This is a genomic window from Pedobacter sp. MR2016-24 (assembly GCF_026239655.1).
Taxonomy (GTDB): Bacteria; Bacteroidota; Bacteroidia; order Sphingobacteriales; family Sphingobacteriaceae; genus Pedobacter.
Genome location: NZ_JAPIVO010000008.1, coordinates 467,311 through 483,715, shown reverse-complemented (window position 1 = coordinate 483,715; position 16,405 = coordinate 467,311). Strand labels below are relative to the sequence as shown.

Here is a 16,405-nt window from a genome sequence, read left to right as displayed (position 1 = left end):
GGCCAATTTCATATTGGGAATGCATCTTACAGGAAATAGGGCAAATCCTGTTCATCGCATAAGGCAGCCTTATATTCTTCGCTTCAATTCTAAGTTTAGTTCATTGAGGACTCTAATTATAAACCCTCAAAGCACTCAAAATACTGTTTCACCATTTTTTTCCAGCTGAAATTCTCTACAGTGTATTTAATACGCTGGTAGGTTGGTAACTCACTCTCATAATCGTGACTACTGATGCTATTGATCTTCCGGATCCATTCCTTATGATCTCCTGATGTTAATAACCAACCGTTTTTTCCGGATTGAATTGCATCTATTATACCACCACTCGCAGCAGCAAATACTTTAGCACCTGATAACACTGCTTCCAGACAGACGAGGCCAAAACCCTCCATATCGCCTTCTACTTCTATATTGGGCATTACAAATGCATCAGCTACACTCATAATCTCTGTAATCTCATTGAAGGTAAGTTTACCTGTGCGAACCACTTTATCACTTATCCACATACTTGTTAACATTTTGTCTATAGTACGCTCATCTGATGGCAGACCCAATAATAACTCTAAATGATGCGTCAATTGATCCGGTAGTAAATCCATAATTCTTCTTTTTTCGGTGTTAACAGGGCCTATGAGAAGGGTGATGAAGTTTTTATCTAATTTCGGACTCACATTCCTGATGAACCAGGAATAGCCTTTTCTTTTTACCGGCCTCCCTAAAGCAACAAGAATCTGCTTATTTTTAGTATTTATGTTATACTTGAATGTTAATAACTCATCTACGCTCTTCCTGTCACTTTTTGTTGAAATGTTAATGTCAACACCATTATTGATAACTACCACTTTTTTCCGGTTAATTCCCCTGGTTACGCATGCGTCAGCGGTAGCCTGGCTAACTGCTATGATGAGGTCATACTTATTAAAACGTGGCAGGATATTTTTCTGATAAAACGATAGTGGAAAAACAATGTCCAGACCATGTACGGTCACTACTCGTTTCAGTTCTTTATGACCTTTATGCATCAGGCAGAAAGTAGCCATTAAGGCATCGTTGTAATGTATTACAGAAATTCCTGGATTTGCCTTGCGGTATTTCGAAATTCGTCTGTCCAAAGTAAGGAAAAACCTCAATCTTGATTGTTTACCGTCATATACTATGGTATGCACTTTCGTGTAAGCTTTCATTCCATTGATGAGCTCGTAACTTTGCTTCTCCATTCCACCGGTTGAAGGTGGATACTTATGGCTGATGAACAGGATTTCCATTTAGTGATTTTTCTTTTTTTCTGAATAGGTATAAGTAAATGAGTCCACCTGCAAGAATCCAGCAACATTGCCTGGCTCTTCTCAGTATGGAGGCTGTGATCCAGATCTCTGTTCCCGGGATTCCGATCGCTGCCAGCATGATTTTATTTCCATACTCCTCTATCCCTAACTGGCCAGGAATAAATGCCCCTGCGGTCTTAAAAATGATTACACCCATGTCTATCATCAAAGCATTCATCAGGCTTACTTTAATTCCAAGAAACTTGAGTATAAAATAAAATTCCGTCGCACCGGTAATCCAGTGTAGTGCCGCTAATAAAAAGGAAATACCTATCATCAGCTTATTACTCTTTAGTACAGTTTTTAATTCCAGAATGATTTGTGCGAATTTTAAATAGAGCAAATGGTATTTGATTTTCAGATAAGCACCTTGTTTTGTACTTGACAGATGTCTGCTGATGCTATTTCTGAAAATGTACAATAGTAATAACGTCAGAATTACTGCAACTATAAGGTAAGGAGAGGGAACAACTATCTGTGCTGGTGAATAGGAATAGTCTTTTTTTGCCAAAAGTACGGTCAGCGATGCAGCAAGTAACAACATTTGGGTCATAATCATGATCAAGCGGGACATCATTACGGAGCTGATTATAGTTTTTTCTTTCATGCCATAATCTCGGAGAAGGTATACTTTAAAGGCTTCTCCGCCTATAATGCTTGCTGGGTTGAGTAAGCTCAGTGTTTCCCCAACATGTCGGATCATAAATAACCTGGGGATCGAAACGGTTTTGCATTCGTTTCCCATAGCATATTTCCAACTAAGCGTAGCTAAAAGATATGCAAAAGCAGTGATCACAATCAGTAAAATAAACTTATAACCTATTTGTCGAATAGCAGATACAACCTCATCCGGATCCGTATGGCCAATAAAAAGCGCTAATGAGAGGATAATACAGCAGGCGATTATAATCCGGATCAGCTTCATTTTTCTTTTAGTTTGATTTGCCAGCTAACTCATCTATATCTCTGAAATATATCGGTGCCAGTTGATTCCAATCGCATTCTTTACTAGATTTTAATCCTTCTCCCCTTATCTGATTATAAAGATGTGTATCGGACAATAATAGTTGTATGATAGCTATGTAATCTTCGGCATCGTATGGATTGCATTTATAACCGTTTACACCTTGTTCAATGAGATCTTTTGATCCTCCGCCATCTGCAATAATACAGGGCAGACCTGAAGCCATTGCTTCAATCACTACATTTCCGTAGGTTTCAGAGATGGAAGGAAATAGAAATAATGTTGAACTTGCATATAGAGCAGCTAGTTCATGATGATCTACTTTGCCAGTAAATACTGCATTTTTCATTCTTATCTCACATGCTTTTCTTGCAGTCCCATCTCCTGCAATTAAAAAATTGACCTCCATTTTTGTAGCCACACAAAGGTCATAGATATGAAAGAGTGTCTCGAGGTTTTTCTCCCATACCAGGCGACTTGCAAAAATAATAGTTGGCTGATCATTGCCTGTCAGTTTTCTGAGCATAGCAGCATCTCCTTTTTCCGGAGAAAATAGCGTGAGATCAATTCCTCTTTTCCATAGGCGCATAAGTGATGGCCTGATCCCTATCTCTTTTAATTCCTCTTTAATACTTAAAGAAGGCACATAAATTTTTTGGCATTGGTTATAAAATTCCTTGTGACTTTTCGAGACCATTTTTTTTACCTTACTGATGAGGAAAGGTGTATGTTTCAAATAATAGTCTATATACGATATAAAGTGTGTGTGATAGATCGTAATGACCGGCAGGTTATGTTTGCCAGCATATTTCAATGCAAAATTCCCTAGCAGCGAAGGAGTGGCGATATGAATCACATGTGGCTTGAAAGATTTTATATTCTCCTTAATCACATTTTTAGCAAGAGAAGGTAATGCCATTTTGTAATTTGAGTTTATTGGCAGACTCACCGCGGGTACTTTTATACAGTTAAAGTTCATGATGTGCTCCGGACCTGTCCCGCAAATAAATAAAAACTCATATTTTTCCGGATTGATGCGTTTAATCAATTGAAACATCGTTCTTGAAGCACCATCAAAATCCTCTATCAGTATCTCTGCAAAAAATGCAACTCTTATCTTCTTCATGAGTAAAGGTTTGTTTCGTTAATTATTCATGATTTTCCAGTAGTATGACAGTTGAGCCTTATTTACTTGCTCTCTGTTTTTGCAAAAGTAGTTTGTTGCAGCAGCAGGAATTTGCGGAGTTGCACAAGCTGATCCGTATTGATCAGATCAACTCCGCATTCCAGTAGTTCCGTCCATACGCTTTTACTTTCTGGTGATGCCCAAAGCCTGACCTTTTTATTGTAACGGTGGGCCAACTCCACGTAACGGCATAATTTTGTTTTTTCCTGATCTGGCATTTCACCATTTCCATCCCAGTTCAGCAATGTGGAATATTTGCAGCTCGCGGTTTGATAAATTCCTGTAGAGAGCGTATCATCTGAGACCTTCATCAGATCTTCATCTAAGAATACCATTCGTTGTTGCTGTTTTTGGATAACATGGTAGGGTTTGTTACCCGTAATTACAATGGTTAACTGCCTGGTGGTAACTTTACCATTGTCGTAACTGGAAAGGATGGATTTGTATTTTTGGAGTAACTCGTTCAGGCTGGCGTAGGTTTTGTTGGCATCTGATTTAATATCAATCATTAGGGTGAGCGGGTACAGTGGAAATGGAATCTCCTTGCTTTTACCGCTTATACATTCTTGCAGGGGTTTCAGATATAGATCTTCCAGCGTTCTTTTCTTTTTGAAACGAGGTAAGATATGTGCAACAATCAGTTTTTTGTTTCGTAAAAAAATATCTGCTTCTATATGAGAGAAGCCATTATCCAGGGCGTCAAACAGCGGTCGTTTATGCCAGTAATCATTATGTGCAAAAGCATTATGGAGTAATATGCCTTGTGATTTACAATTGAATATTGTGAATTGTAGCACAACGAAAAATATCAATTTCAGGTGCTTCAGACTGATAGCTACTTGCATCGTAAATTTTTATTTGTTTACGCAAGGTACAGGTCGTGTATGTCTGTAGCATTAATTTATGATGAAGGAATATGACAGTATTATGGTATGATCGTAGTAATGGGCTAAAACAAAGTTCCGTCGGCAATACCTGAATTCTCCTTTTCGAATCTCAGGAGCCATATTTTCTTATCTATGCCGCCGGCATATCCGGTCATACTTCCGTTGCTGCCAATTACACGGTGGCATGGGATGATAATTGCCAGCCGGTTTTTACCGTTAGTAGCAGCGATTGCGCGGATTGCCTTTAGGTTATTCATCTTATCGGCTTGCTCTTTATAGGTACAGGTTTTTCCATATGGAATTTCCTGCAGCGATTGCCATACGGATTGAGAGAATTCGTTTCCCGGTATGTGCAATGGAACAGTAAAGGTTTTTCGGCTCCCATCAAAATATTCCTTCAGCTCATTTTCCAATTGATCCAGATGTTGATTTCTGCCAGGTAGCATAACGGCGTTGAGTAGTTTTTGCAAATCACTGAATTCCTTTTCTAATCTGATTCGGTTACTAAATTCAAGCACACAAATTCCTTCTGAAGTAGCACCAGCCAGCATTGCACCCAGAGGGGTCACAAATTCTGTCATGTGGATAACTTCAGGTTTTTTAGTAGGTTCAATAAATGTATTATTTATGACACTCATGATTTATTACTTTTTGCAATGGCAAGGGGAGAGGAGATCTTTGACTGCGCTTTAGATGGCGATATAAGTGATATCATAATAGCAGTTATCTAATAATTAGAGGGGTAACTAATACTATAGTATTACAAATATAATGAATTTTTAATCGCAATCTAAGCATGAAGTCGCTGTATTACGCGCGATCTTCAAAACAATTCATCCATATCAAAAACAATTCATCCATATTATAAGAATGAATTCAAATATATGCATATTGCATTTCAACAAGAACTGTATTGCGCGCCTAATTGATTGTTTGAATAAGCCCGAATATCAATGAGCAGAGGGGATTGAAATAAAAAAAGCCTTCAGATTTAACATCTAAAGGCCTTTAACAGTAGCGGGGAGCAGGATCGAACTGCCGACCTCAGGGTTATGAATCCTGCGCTCTAACCATCTGAGCTACCCCGCCGGGTGAGGTTGTTTTTTTAAAGAGTTGCAAATATAGAATAAAATACTTTTCTTTAGAAAAATAAAAAAAAATAATCCACAAACAACAAGATATAAGCGGTTTAAAATGTCAGAAAAGAAAAAGTATACCCTGGAATATGAGTTAAAATCGTCACCACGTATTTTGTTTAGTTTCATTAGTGAGCCAAATGGCTTATCACAATGGTTTGCAGACGATGTAATTTTTCGTGATCAGGTATATACCTTTACATGGGATGATGAAGTGCAGAAGGCAAAACTGTTAAGCATCAAGGAAAATAAAATGGTAAAGTTTAAATGGCTTGATGATGAACCGCACTGTTACTTCGAAATGGAGATTGTACAGGATGAACTCACTAATGACGTAGCGCTTTCTATCACTGACTTTGCAACGGATGATACGATGAAAGAAAGAAAACAAATCTGGGATAACCAGATTACCTATTTACATAGTGTAATTGGTGCTTAATTTTACAGATGCTTTGTCTACATTTGTGTATTGAAAAAGATTCACGTACTTCTGCTTAAAGCATTCATCAATCCCTTTCTGGTCACATTTTTTGTTGTGATGTTTATCTTATTGATGTTTTTTCTCTTCAAATATGTTGATGATCTGATCGGAAAAGGATTCGAGTGGTACACTATTCTTGAGCTGATGTTTTATGCATCGGCAGCAAATGTATCTATGGCATTACCATTGGCCATTTTATTGTCTTCTATCATGACGTTTGGAACGTTAGGGGAAAATTATGAGCTGGTAGCTATCAAATCAGCTGGCATATCATTGCAAAGGGCGATGCGGCCGTTGCTGGTGTTGATTATGATCATCTCATTTCTGTCATTTCTTTTCTCCCAATATATGCTGCCCAAGGCAAACCTCAAGTTTGGGTCACTGTTATGGGATGTAAGAAATAAAAAGCTCTCTTTTTTAATTAAGGAAGGGGTTTTTAATAATAGTATTCCCGGATATTCCATTCGTGTAGATGAAAAAGGTAAAGATGGCGTTTCATTAAAAGGAATCATGATTTATGACCATACCGGCAATAGCGGTGTGGCGAAGATCATCATTGCGAAGAATGGCACAATGAATACAACAAAGGATAAGAAATACCTGATCCTGAAATTGAATGATGGTGTCAGGTATGAAGAATCCAGTGGTCAGGGTGGTGGCTACAATCCCCGTCAGCAGTTAACGAGAATGCGTTTCGGACAAACGGAACAGAAATTCGATTTGTCCAGCTTTGAAATGAACAGGACGGATGAAAATAGTTTCCGCTCAAACGTACAAATGCTGAATCTGAAAGGGCTGACGATTAAACAGGATTCTCTAACTAAAGAGCTGGATAGCATTAACCGCTTTGCGGTATTGAGTGTGGGCAGTTATTATAAACAGAATAACTTCACTAAAGGATATACAAAGATTAAAATACCTGAAAAGATCATCAAGGGATCTATAGTGAAAACTATCCCGGAACTTCAGAGAGCATCAGCTTTACAGGGAGCTCTGGACCAGGCAAATGCGGTTAAACAGATGTCTGATGGCAGAATAGTCGATTTTAGTGAGCGGATCAAAGCGCTGATTAAAATAAAGCTGGAATACCAGCGTAAATTTACACTTGCAGTTTCCTGTATTATGTTGTTTTTTATTGGCGCTCCCCTGGGGGCCATCATCAGAAAGGGAGGGCTTGGATTACCGGTGGTAATGGCTGTTATGTTTTTCCTGATCTATCATATTATATCAACCGTTGCTGAAAAATCTGCTGTCCAGGGCAATATCAATCCTGTAGTGGGTATCTGGCTAGCTATCATTATACTTAGTCCTTTGGGGGCATTCCTGACTTATAAAGCAACAGTAGATTCTGCACTTTTTGATATGAATTATTACAAAGCAATATTCCTGAGTATTTTCAAAAAGAAATCGAAATCTTAGCGGACATACGTTCCTTACTTATCCATGATATTTTGACGTAGTTTATTATCAATATAGGTTGTAACTTTGTTTATCAATCTTAAACGGTGATGTAATTTTCATCCCTGATTTGCTGATGATAGATTTGAATAATGGAAATTAAACTAAATGCAATTGACGAGGCTATAGCGGATATTAAAGCCGGAAAAGTCATTATCGTTGTTGATGATGAAGATAGGGAAAATGAGGGCGACTTCTTAACTGCTGCAGCCAATGCTACTCCGGAAGTTATCAATTTCATGGCTACTTATGGCAGGGGATTAATCTGCGCCGCAATCACTGAGCAGCGATGTGATGAACTGAATCTGGAGTTGATGGTAGGTAAGAATACAGCTGCTTATGAAACCAATTTCACTGTTTCTGTGGACCTGATTGGTCATGGCTGTACTACTGGTATATCTGCTTCTGACCGTTCTAAAACAATAAAAGCATTAATTAATCCGAATACTGATCCCAATGAACTGGGCAGACCGGGACATATATTTCCACTGCGTGCTAAAGATGGTGGGGTACTACGTCGTGCAGGACACACTGAGGCTGCAGTAGACCTGGCTAAATTAGCAGGAATGGAACCAGCTGGTGTGATCGTCGAGATTATGAAAGAGGATGGTGAAATGGCCCGCTTGCCTGATTTAATGAAAATTGCCGAACAGCATAAGCTAAAGATCATTTCTATCAAAGATCTGATCTCTTATCGTTTAAATAAAGAGAGCCTGATCAAACAGGAGGTGACGATTAATCTGCCTACAGAATGGGGAGATTTCAAAATGACTGCTTATACGCAGATTGAAACAAATGCAACTCACCTGGCTTTAAGTAAGGGAGAGTGGACTGAGGATGAGCCGGTATTGGTAAGGGTGCACAGCTCCTGCGTAACGGGTGATATTTTTGGCTCCTGTCGTTGCGACTGCGGCCCTCAGTTGCACAGGGCAATGGAAATGATCGAGAAAGAAGGAAAAGGGATTGTGGTTTATATGAATCAGGAAGGTCGTGGCATCGGACTGGTAAATAAATTACGCTCCTACAATTTACAGGACGCAGGTTTTGATACCGTAGAGGCTAATATTAAATTGGGCTTTAAAGGTGATGAACGCGACTACGGGGTGGGTGCACAGATACTAAGAGCACAGGGTGTAACTAAAATGCGCCTGATGTCTAACAATCCTACCAAAAGAGCCGGATTGATTGGATATGGGCTTGAAGTAGTTGAAAACGTATCTATTGAAATAGATAGCAACCAACACAACGAAACCTACTTAAAGACCAAAAGAGATAAAATGGGTCATACCATTATGAAAGGATAAACCAAATGAAGATTAAGGAGTTGTTTTTTGCAGCTTCTTTTCTTCATTCAGAATTGCTTCTTTATTGACCAGCTGTTTGGGTTTCTTATTCTGCTGCTCGGCTTGTTTTCTTTTTTCATTTCTGCGGTATTCTCCGGTAATTTTCTGCAGGAACTCCCTGAAAGTATCAAATTGCTGGGAATATATCAGGCCTAGAGAGGTCACATTCACATTTGGATTAATCGTATTTGCGAAGATACTTTGCTGTGTAGGTGGCTTATTGGCTATTTTACCTATCAATGTTCCATCTTTCCTGATCAATGCCAGCATTTCAAACTCACTGCCTACACTATTTCTTGATCCAATCAATGAAAGATCGCTTGCGCTTCTTCTGTCTACCACACCGGCGTTGATAATCACGCGGTCATTAAAGAATTTAAATGACGCACTGGCTTCACTCAAAGAACGGATATTAATGTCTACGAAGTCGAGATTTAACGAGGAGAGTACGTTATTAAACTGATTAAACAGCAGTTCTGTTGCGGTACTGGTTACACCGGATGATAATTGTTTACCTAAAGCCTCTCTTCCCGCACCCGGAGCAAAACTTCTTCTGATGATCAAACTAAAAGCCTGTAAATTCAGGTTATTTGAATCATTGAAATATGCCTGTAACTCTTCTTTAATTGAAGGGTTGGAAGGGAAAAAAATATCCAGTTTGATGTCTGGCTGTAGTAACAGACCGCTCAGTCCCATTTCCACTTCAACAGGAACACGCAGGTTGGCATTACTGCTACCCACATCTCTGTTGGCAGCCGTGTATAAGTCGGTCAGTCCGGCCCGGAGTTCATAAATAGCTTTCAGCTGGATTTGTGCCTGTGTAGGATTACCTGTCCACCTTACTGTACCACCTTGTCTGATATTGAATTTTTTATTAATCACTTCCTGTGCAGTGAAATCAAAACTTCCGGATTCAATGATATAGTCACCCGACATTTCGAAGTCGCCCAGACTGTTAATCTCCAGATTCAACTCCGCATTTCCCTTACCGCTCAGATTTCCAAGATTAGTGAATAAGTTAGCCGTACTGTTTGGATCCACCTGCAGTTTAAAGCTCATTGTTAAACCATCAAAACTGGTTTCTTTTTTGATGGCATTAGCTGCAGTATCTTTACTCAGAAAGGTGATGAAATCTTTACTTGCTACAGTTTCGGAGCTGTTTAATGGCAGATTGAATACCGTGCCTTTTTCTGTTTTTGCATCGATACCAATGTACATCTTATTGGTTGGGCCTTTGAATATAAAGGTACCCGTTGCAAATGCCTGTCCAAAGTACAATGCGTTATCTTTCACTGTGGTATTTAAAGCCATAAAGTTTTTGGCTTTAATCGTCACATCAAGGGTCGGCGTATTGATCTCATTTAGGTCGACCGTCCCGTTTGCAGTCGCAGTATGATCGCCTGAATCCTTGAGGTCAAGGTCATTAATCTGGATTACGCTGTTTTCAATATGCACCTTATCTGATATGGTATAAGCAGTCTGCAGATAGTTAACCGTCAGCTGTGCCTTATTTAACATCAAGTCACCGTTAATCTGTGGTTTACTGAGCGGGCCTTTAATTGAAATATCAGCAGATACATGTCCTTTTAGGTTGGAGACCAGTTTGCTTACAAATGGAGAAACCACTGTAAGTTCACTTTCATCCATTTTTACAGCCAGGTCTAATTCTTTAGCTTCAAGATCTACCTTCCCATCAACTTTAAATGTTTCTTTATCGCCTGCATTGATACGCATATATAGGTTAACCAGCTTCTGTTGCTGACTAAATGAAGAGGTATCTATCAATGTGCCAATATAAGTGTTGTTAAAGGTCAGCGAGTCTATTCTTAGGCTATCTGTTACTCTTGGCGTTTTAAGCAGGCTGTAGAGCTTCGTATTACCATTCACATTACCTTCCAGTGCTACACCTAAAGTTTTAACAAAAGGATTTATTGTTTTCAGATTGAAATTTTTAAAGCCCACGATCAACGCGTCTTTAGTATCCGGTGAAAGGATTCCGTCAATAGTTAACAATTGATTACCATTACTCAGGTCAAAATTACTGATCTCAGTTTTACCATCATTGAAATTGATCCGCACTTTTTCCTGAATTGCCCAATCCTCATTGTTAATCTTCAATAAAGAGGGAAGAATGCTGATGCGGGCAGTAGTATCTTTACCGAATTCTACCAGTCCGTTTAAATCCAGCTGATTTGCGTCGTCTGCATTCGAAAGCTTCACGTTGAGCGCCAGACTATCATTTCTCAGGATATTTGATATGTTGACATTCTTAATGTATAAACTGTCATTCAGATCAACCCGGTCTGAAGTGATAATGGCCTGTAACTGATTAGACGTGGTATTCTCATCAATGATAATATTATTGGCAATGACTCCCTTGTACTTCAGCTTAGCTACAAAACCATTTAGCGTAGCAATATTTTTCTTTGAATCGAAGTTTCCGATCATTACTGCTCCTTCTTCAATTTCAAGCCCGGGTGCAATGAGTTCTGCTACCGGTTCAAATCGTTTGATTTTAAGATTGAACTGAAAGATCTGATCCTTGAATTTTACGATGTCAGTTTTCAGCGATGGGATATACGTTTTGGCCAGTGCCTTATAGTAGGAAGGTATAGTGTTCAGGTCATACTGCCCTTTAATACTAGCGTCAAATACATCTGACTCAATTTTTAGTGTTCTGTCTATTCCAATTCCCTGTGCCTGTAACTGCACGGAATCTATATTATATATTCCTTTTACATTATCCAGTCTTACCTGTTGAATGAGCAGTTTTCCCTGGATATTGTTCAGGTTGGTGCCGGAGAAATTGGTGCTGAATTTTGCATCAATCTTCAGTGAATCTTTGAACAGGTGTAATGCTCTTAGTTTTGCATTTTTAATGGTCGCTTTAAAATTGAAGACGGGGAGTTCAGGGTTTAAATTCACACCTCCATCGAAAGAAAGCTGTACGTTTTTATCATTTATATTCAGCGTGCCATCAAAGTATTTTTTGTCAAAAGTACCATCAATTTTTACGTTTGAGTACCTGTAATTGTTGAATTCAATATAGCGGATATCACCATTTATTTTTTCTGTTAAGTTTTTGACTTCAGTTCCCCGTCCTTTGATGTAAACGGATGCGGTCACCCTGCCAAGACTTTTTTCATTGATCAGGTTTCCTATATTGAAGTCATATGTTTTTACATTACCTGAATAAGAAGGAATACCTTTAGCATCAATCTTCATATTCACATCAGAAACGATGCGGCCTATTTTTGTTTTAAACTCACCAAAAGCGATAAAATCATTCTGGAAGCCTGTAAAATTACCATTGAAATAAATATTTCCGAATTTCTCTATAATAGCGGGGATAACCTTGGTTTTATTCCCTGTAGTATTTCCTAATATTTCATCAAGATCCCGCTTATTGGTAGCGGCCATGTCAATCTTGAATTCCATGAACGTTTCTTTGATGTTCGGCAATCCTTTCAGTGCAAAATCACCCTTGATGTAAGTCGCTTTTCCCGCTTTAACAGCCAGTTGTTTAGCTCTCAGGTTATTTACGAGGCCTGTAATCTGACCGTCTATATCGATATCCAGGTTCATTTTTGATAATTCAGCAGAAAAGAAGGAGATATCCCTTGAGGCCAGGTGACTTTCTTTAAAGTTCGCTTTCATACGCACTTTATTGATATAATCACTGAAATCCCCGAAACGCTCAAACTTCATACTGAAATAATCAGACAGCTTGCTTTTATTGGTGACCAGTAAAAGTTTTTTCAACTCAATCTGGTTGGTATCGATAGTGGTAAATGCTGTTAAGTTCTTCAGGTAAAAACCACTTTTTTCATGAAAGGTCAGATTCTTTATATCTGCCTGTAGTAAATGATCTTTAGTATTCAGCTTTTGAAATATCCCATTGAGTTTGGTCAATTCCACATCATCAAAATTAACACCGTTGATGACGGTATCTCTTTTCAGATTTTTATATTTCAGCTGCAGGTTATTCAGGATGACGCGTCCGAAAGAAATGTTATATGGTTTTTTCTTCTTCTTAACTGTAGTAGTACCTGAATCAAAGTAATCAATAATGAAATCTATGTTAGTGCCCTTGTCTTTCTCTTTATAAGATTTAAGAAAAAAAGAGCCATCATTAATCTGTACCGTATTTACATCTATGACCTTTTCCTTAAGGGAAAACTTGTTGAGGTCTACAATGAATTTGGGCGTATTTAGTAAGGTATCTTTTTGCTGATCCAGTACCAGCAGATTTTCTATCACGACCGACTTAAAAGGTTTGATATATATACTGCTTAAAGAGATAGTGGTATTGAGTTCTTTTGAGAGGTAGGCCGCTGCTTTTTTAGCTATAAAAGTTTGCACAGGCTTGAACTGAAGCGAAAAAAGAACAATCGCTATCAGTAACAGCACTGATGTGACAAACCAAAGAAGTATTTTTAATAGTTTTTTGATAGTTTTGTAGCTTAATAATAATCAACGTGTCAGTAATACTTGCTATCGAATCTTCTTGTGATGAAACTTCAGTTGCTATTTGTAACAACGGCAAAATTACTGCCAATGTTATTGCAAACCAAACAATTCATCAAAATTATGGTGGTGTAATACCTGAACTGGCTTCAAGAGTACACCAGCAAAATATTGTACCTGTTATACAGCAAGCATTAATTGATGCTAAAGTAAGTAAAAAGGATATAAATGCCGTAGCTTTTACGCGGGGACCCGGATTATTAGGATCTTTACTGGTGGGAGTATCTTTTGCAAAATCCTTTGCGCTGGCTTTAGATATTCCATTAATTGCGGTAAACCATATGCATGCCCATATTCTGGCGCATTTTATTGATGAGCCCAGGCCTTCATTTCCATTTTTATGTCTTACTGTTTCAGGCGGTCATACCCAGATTGTGCTGGTGAAAGATTATTTTGATATGGAAGTAGTGGGGGAAACGCTGGACGATGCAGCGGGGGAGGCCTTCGACAAGACGGCGAAGATCCTGAGTTTGCCTTATCCCGGCGGACCATTAATTGATTTACATGCCAAAAATGGTAATCCATTGGCTTATAAGTTTCCTGAACCACAGATCAGGGATCTGAATTATAGCTTCAGCGGTTTAAAAACAGCGATACTTTATTTTATCAGGGCACAGGAAAAACTGAATCCGGATTTTATTAAAGAAAATCTGGATGATATCTGTGCTTCCGTGCAGCACAGTATTGTGAGCATTTTGTTGAATAAAGTCAAAAAGGCCGCTAAGGAGTATGGCATTAATGAGATTGCTATTGCGGGTGGAGTATCTGCCAATACGGGTCTGCGTAAAGCCTTAACTGATTCGGCAACACTGTTGAACTGGAAAGTTTATATTCCTGCGTTTGAATACTGTACAGACAATGCCGCAATGATTGCTATAGCCGGGCATTATAAATATATCAACAAGGAGTTTGTAGGTCAGGATATTGCACCTGCGTCAAGAATGGAATTTTAATATTAAAATATAAGCATTATGAGTACAATGAGTTATGTGTTTTTCGGCCTGATGCTGATCCCTTTTGTTCTGTTCCTGATGTGGGTAGTAAAACAGGATAAGAAGAAAAATTATATTGGGCTGGCTATTCTGGCGGTAGCTATTATCATTGCGACTTATGTAGCTATCCAGGTAGATTTAAAGTTTATGGCACCGCAATAAGTAGCAATGCCAGCTTCATGACATAAAAAACCTGCTCACATTTTTTGTGTAAGCAGGCTTTTAATTTATTGGATTGAACTTACAACAGTTCTTCCAGTTTTTCTCCTGTTACTTCTTCTCTGATTTTTTTCTCGATTTCATCAGCCAGTTCAGGGTTGTCCATTAATAGCTGTTTTACAGCATCTCTTCCCTGACCAAGCTTAGTCTCTCCATAGGAGAACCATGAACCTGCTTTTTTCACAATATTGAAGTCTACACCAAGATCAATGATTTCTCCAACTTTAGAGATACCCTGACCAAACATGATATCGAATTCAGCAATTCGGAAAGGCGGAGCAACTTTATTTTTAACAATCTTCACTTTTACCCTGTTACCTGAAACTTCGTCAGAATCTTTGATCTGGGAAGTTCTGCGGATATCAAGTCTTACGGAAGCATAAAATTTAAGGGCATTACCACCTGTAGTTGTTTCAGGGTTACCGAACATCACACCAATTTTTTCACGTAACTGGTTGATGAAGATACAGCAGCATCCTGTTTTGGCAATGGTACCGGTTAGCTTTCTAAGTGCCTGTGACATTAAGCGTGCCTGTAAGCCCATTTTAGAATCACCCATTTCACCTTCAATCTCCGCTTTTGGAACCAGGGCAGCAACAGAGTCAATTACAATGACATCAATTGCTCCGGAACGGATCAGGTTATCTGCAATCTCTAATGCCTGCTCACCATTGTCTGGTTGTGCAATCAGTAAATTATCAACATCAACACCCAGTTTCTTGGCATAAAATTTATCAAATGCATGTTCTGCATCAATAAATGCCGCTACGCCACCTTTTTTCTGTGCTTCAGCAATGATATGCGTAGCCAAAGTAGTTTTACCGGAAGATTCAGGGCCGTAAATTTCAATTACACGTCCTTTAGGTACACCACCAATGCCTAAAGCGATATCCAGACTGATAGACCCGGTTGAAATAGACTCAATAGATTCAATTGCCGAATCTCCTAATTTCATCACGGCACCCTTGCCGTAAGATTTTTCTAACTTATCAAGCGTTAGTTGTAGTGCTTTTAATTTATCTGCGTTTGGATTCATCTTTTTAAATTGTGGAGTAAATATAAAATATTTATTCTGTATAATACTACTTATGTTGGTTTTTAAACTAAATATTTTAGCAAAAATAAGTATAATAATTCAGAATATAATTCTTTTTGAAAAAATAATGGATGAGCTTATAATACTTCACTAAGTATCTTAGCCGGCCTGTTCAACTTCTCATAGTACTTACATATAGCCGTAATCTCGCAAATACTGCATTTAGGAGAACGTGCCACACATACATATCTGCCATGTAAGATGAGCCAGTGATGTGCTACATGAATAGTTTCCTGCGGTAAATATTTAACTAAATCTTTTTCTACAGCCAGCGGAGTTTTTCCTGTAGTTAGGCCGATTCTGTTGGCTACGCGGAACACATGGGTGTCTACAGCCATCGCTGGTGCATTATAGATCACAGAGGCAATTACATTCGCGGTCTTACGACCTACTCCGGGCATCTTCTGCAGCTGGTCTATATCTGAGGGCACCTCATTTTTAAATTCGTGTAGCAGCATATTTGCCATACCTACCAGGTGTTTGGCTTTATTGTTTGGATAACTTACACTTCTGATATAATCGAAAACGATATCCGGCGTAACTTCCGCTAATGCTTTGGCATTTTGAAAACGCTGGAAAAGTGCGGGAGTAATCTGGTTGATTCTCTTGTCGGTACACTGCGCAGAGAGGATAACGGCAACCAATAGCTGAAAGGGATTATTATAATGCAATTCTGTTTCAGCATCGGGCTGTTTAGCAGAAAAATGAGCAACAAATTGTTGATATCGTTCTTTTTTTAACATGAACAAAGATAAAAAAAAGCCGCCATTTTATTGGCGGCTTAACAT

The 16,405-nt window shown here is 38.7% G+C and carries 13 protein-coding genes and 1 tRNA gene; 5 read left to right on the top strand and 9 right to left on the bottom strand.

Translation table 11 applies throughout. From position 1 onward, the window contains the following. Positions 1 to 116: 116 nt before the first annotated feature. The 6 genes from OQX62_RS22730 to OQX62_RS22705 form a co-directional block, all read right to left on the bottom strand. Complete coding sequence (locus tag OQX62_RS22730) at positions 117 to 1,268, bottom strand: glycosyltransferase family 4 protein (RefSeq protein WP_265833957.1); 1,152 nt, start codon at positions 1,266 to 1,268, stop codon at positions 117 to 119. Next, entirely contained in the window at positions 1,243 to 2,253 is a 1,011-nt protein-coding gene (locus OQX62_RS22725) for a lysylphosphatidylglycerol synthase transmembrane domain-containing protein (RefSeq protein ID WP_265833956.1), read from the bottom strand. The genes OQX62_RS22730 and OQX62_RS22725 overlap by 26 nt, the downstream gene beginning before the upstream one ends. 7 nt (positions 2,254 to 2,260) lie before the next feature. Then, positions 2,261 to 3,418 carry a glycosyltransferase family 4 protein gene (locus OQX62_RS22720; protein ID WP_265833955.1) on the bottom strand — a complete coding sequence of 386 codons (1,158 nt, stop codon included), beginning with the start codon at positions 3,416 to 3,418 and terminating at the stop codon, positions 2,261 to 2,263. A 62-nt stretch (positions 3,419 to 3,480) separates the two neighbouring features. Beyond that, positions 3,481 to 4,323 (bottom strand): phosphatidylinositol-specific phospholipase C/glycerophosphodiester phosphodiesterase family protein, encoded by an 843-nt coding sequence (locus OQX62_RS22715; RefSeq protein ID WP_265833954.1) that lies wholly within the window; start codon positions 4,321 to 4,323, stop codon positions 3,481 to 3,483. A gap of 104 nt (positions 4,324 to 4,427) precedes the next feature. After that, positions 4,428 to 5,003 (bottom strand): methylated-DNA--[protein]-cysteine S-methyltransferase, encoded by a 576-nt coding sequence (locus OQX62_RS22710; RefSeq protein ID WP_265833953.1) that lies wholly within the window; start codon positions 5,001 to 5,003, stop codon positions 4,428 to 4,430. A gap of 377 nt (positions 5,004 to 5,380) precedes the next feature. Then, positions 5,381 to 5,454: transfer RNA gene (locus tag OQX62_RS22705), tRNA-Met, on the bottom strand. A gap of 105 nt (positions 5,455 to 5,559) precedes the next feature. Between OQX62_RS22705 and OQX62_RS22700 the strand changes: the two genes are divergently transcribed. The 3 genes from OQX62_RS22700 to OQX62_RS22690 all read left to right on the top strand — a co-directional run bounded on the left by OQX62_RS22700 (position 5,560) and on the right by OQX62_RS22690 (position 8,744). Then, positions 5,560 to 5,940, top strand: coding sequence for an START-like domain-containing protein (locus tag OQX62_RS22700; RefSeq protein WP_265833952.1), 381 nt, complete (start codon positions 5,560 to 5,562; stop codon positions 5,938 to 5,940). 30 nt (positions 5,941 to 5,970) lie between these two features. Beyond that, positions 5,971 to 7,401 carry an LptF/LptG family permease gene (locus tag OQX62_RS22695; RefSeq protein WP_265833951.1) on the top strand — a complete coding sequence of 477 codons (1,431 nt, stop codon included), beginning with the start codon at positions 5,971 to 5,973 and terminating at the stop codon, positions 7,399 to 7,401. A 131-nt stretch (positions 7,402 to 7,532) separates the two neighbouring features. Beyond that, on the top strand, positions 7,533 to 8,744 hold the full coding sequence (locus OQX62_RS22690; protein WP_265833950.1) for a bifunctional 3,4-dihydroxy-2-butanone-4-phosphate synthase/GTP cyclohydrolase II: 1,212 nt from the start codon (positions 7,533 to 7,535) through the stop codon (positions 8,742 to 8,744). 12 nt (positions 8,745 to 8,756) lie between these two features. Here OQX62_RS22690 and OQX62_RS22685 read toward each other — a convergent pair whose 3' ends face one another. Beyond that, a complete protein-coding gene (locus OQX62_RS22685; protein WP_265833949.1) occupies positions 8,757 to 13,145 on the bottom strand; it encodes a translocation/assembly module TamB domain-containing protein in 4,389 nt (1,462 codons plus the stop codon). A gap of 116 nt (positions 13,146 to 13,261) precedes the next feature. Here OQX62_RS22685 and tsaD point away from each other — a divergent pair, with 116 nt between their 5' ends. Then, positions 13,262 to 14,263: a tRNA (adenosine(37)-N6)-threonylcarbamoyltransferase complex transferase subunit TsaD gene (gene tsaD / locus OQX62_RS22680; protein ID WP_265833948.1), complete on the top strand. Its 1,002-nt coding sequence runs from the start codon at positions 13,262 to 13,264 to the stop codon at positions 14,261 to 14,263. Between the two features lie 18 nt (positions 14,264 to 14,281). Then, positions 14,282 to 14,464: a hypothetical protein gene (locus tag OQX62_RS22675; protein WP_265833947.1), complete on the top strand. Its 183-nt coding sequence runs from the start codon at positions 14,282 to 14,284 to the stop codon at positions 14,462 to 14,464. Positions 14,465 to 14,543: 79 nt separating this feature from the next. On the opposite strand, the gene recA is transcribed toward OQX62_RS22675, so the two are convergent. Both recA and nth read right to left on the bottom strand, forming a co-directional pair. Beyond that, positions 14,544 to 15,557, bottom strand: a complete 1,014-nt coding sequence (gene recA, locus OQX62_RS22670) for a recombinase RecA (protein ID WP_265833946.1) — start codon at positions 15,555 to 15,557, stop codon at positions 14,544 to 14,546. A gap of 137 nt (positions 15,558 to 15,694) precedes the next feature. Beyond that, the gene (nth, locus tag OQX62_RS22665) at positions 15,695 to 16,360 is read right to left on the bottom strand and encodes an endonuclease III (protein ID WP_265833945.1); all 666 of its coding nucleotides are present in this window, start codon (positions 16,358 to 16,360) and stop codon (positions 15,695 to 15,697) included. Positions 16,361 to 16,405 lie beyond the last annotated feature (45 nt).

Excerpts from the sequence above, each read along its gene's own strand:
- OQX62_RS22675 (WP_265833947.1), top strand. The coding sequence starts at position 14,282 with ATGAGTACAATGAGTTATGTGTTTTTCGGCCTGATGCTGATCCCTTTT.
- OQX62_RS22725 (WP_265833956.1), bottom strand. The coding sequence starts at position 2,253 with ATGAAGCTGATCCGGATTATAATCGCCTGCTGTATTATCCTCTCATTA.
- recA (WP_265833946.1), bottom strand. The coding sequence starts at position 15,557 with ATGAATCCAAACGCAGATAAATTAAAAGCACTACAACTAACGCTTGAT.
- OQX62_RS22730 (WP_265833957.1), bottom strand. The coding sequence starts at position 1,268 with ATGGAAATCCTGTTCATCAGCCATAAGTATCCACCTTCAACCGGTGGA.
- OQX62_RS22690 (WP_265833950.1), top strand. The coding sequence starts at position 7,533 with ATGGAAATTAAACTAAATGCAATTGACGAGGCTATAGCGGATATTAAA.
- OQX62_RS22715 (WP_265833954.1), bottom strand. The coding sequence starts at position 4,323 with ATGCAAGTAGCTATCAGTCTGAAGCACCTGAAATTGATATTTTTCGTT.
- nth (WP_265833945.1), bottom strand. The coding sequence starts at position 16,360 with ATGTTAAAAAAAGAACGATATCAACAATTTGTTGCTCATTTTTCTGCT.
- OQX62_RS22710 (WP_265833953.1), bottom strand. The coding sequence starts at position 5,003 with ATGAGTGTCATAAATAATACATTTATTGAACCTACTAAAAAACCTGAA.
- OQX62_RS22700 (WP_265833952.1), top strand. The coding sequence starts at position 5,560 with ATGTCAGAAAAGAAAAAGTATACCCTGGAATATGAGTTAAAATCGTCA.
- OQX62_RS22720 (WP_265833955.1), bottom strand. The coding sequence starts at position 3,418 with ATGAAGAAGATAAGAGTTGCATTTTTTGCAGAGATACTGATAGAGGAT.